2 protein-coding genes are annotated in these 791 nt (G+C 45.5%); both read right to left on the bottom strand.

Annotated elements, in window-relative coordinates:
- Positions 1–342 (bottom strand): hypothetical protein (locus tag AB9H30_RS19335; RefSeq protein WP_371196430.1); only part of this gene is annotated, 342 nt, incomplete at its 3' end.
- Between the two features lie 40 nt (positions 343–382).
- The coding region (locus AB9H30_RS19330) for a hypothetical protein (protein ID WP_371196429.1) at positions 383–791 on the bottom strand (409 nt) is incomplete at its 5' end.

The following is a 791-nucleotide window of genomic DNA, read 5'->3' as shown; positions in this document are numbered from 1 at the left end:
ATCACAAAGCCTAACAACATCTAACACCGAGCTCTGAAAATATAAACGATGCTCACTTTGACTATTGTCGACGTCCATCACAATGTTTGCTTGCATCAGATTGCTGGTTGAAAAGGCGATCCGCAAACGGCGTTTGATCTCAGGTTTTACGAGCTCTGTGTATGCTTTAACGCGCTGAAATACCGCTTGTTCGGTAATATAATTGACGCCATTTGCATCCATTTCTTTAATACACTCTGACATGATTTTGCGGTGCTCGAGAATGACGCTCAGCGTCTCAACCGTGCCAAGTTGCTTTAGCTCGCTCTGGCTGTAGTTATAGCTATGCAGGTTTGCCGACATTTTATCTTTACCCTAACTTAATCATCATTGCCCTCTCCCTTCATAGCAGCTCGGCTTGTTCGCTACGGTCGAGTGAGGTGAAGGTTTCAGCCCCTTTCCAATACACACGATTTCGTTCTGCATGGTAAGGCAAGGCCGTCGTTAGAGCATCCATGACATGGCGGCGCCCTATTTTTGCCTGTAGCTCTGGGCTAGTGGAATGGGTGCCAGCGGCCATCAGTTTAAAACCAGATTCTGCGAGATCATTTAGCCACCAATCAAATTGACCAATATCGATATTGGCAATCTCATCGTGCACTATAGGTAGCGATGTGTCGCAGTTGTGAGCAATCAAGCGTTTTAGAAGCAGCTGCACTAGCTTAATTTTAATTAGCGCATTGGTGGAGTTGCTCTGCTTTTTATCTTCTCGACCTCGCTTGTTTTTTAATTGCACACGTGGCTCAAAAGAC

Source organism: Glaciecola sp. SC05 (assembly GCF_041380235.1).
Lineage (GTDB): Bacteria > Pseudomonadota > Gammaproteobacteria > Enterobacterales > Alteromonadaceae > Glaciecola.
The sequence above is the reverse complement of the archived record's forward strand: the minus strand, read 5'-3'. Positions and strand labels throughout refer to the sequence as shown.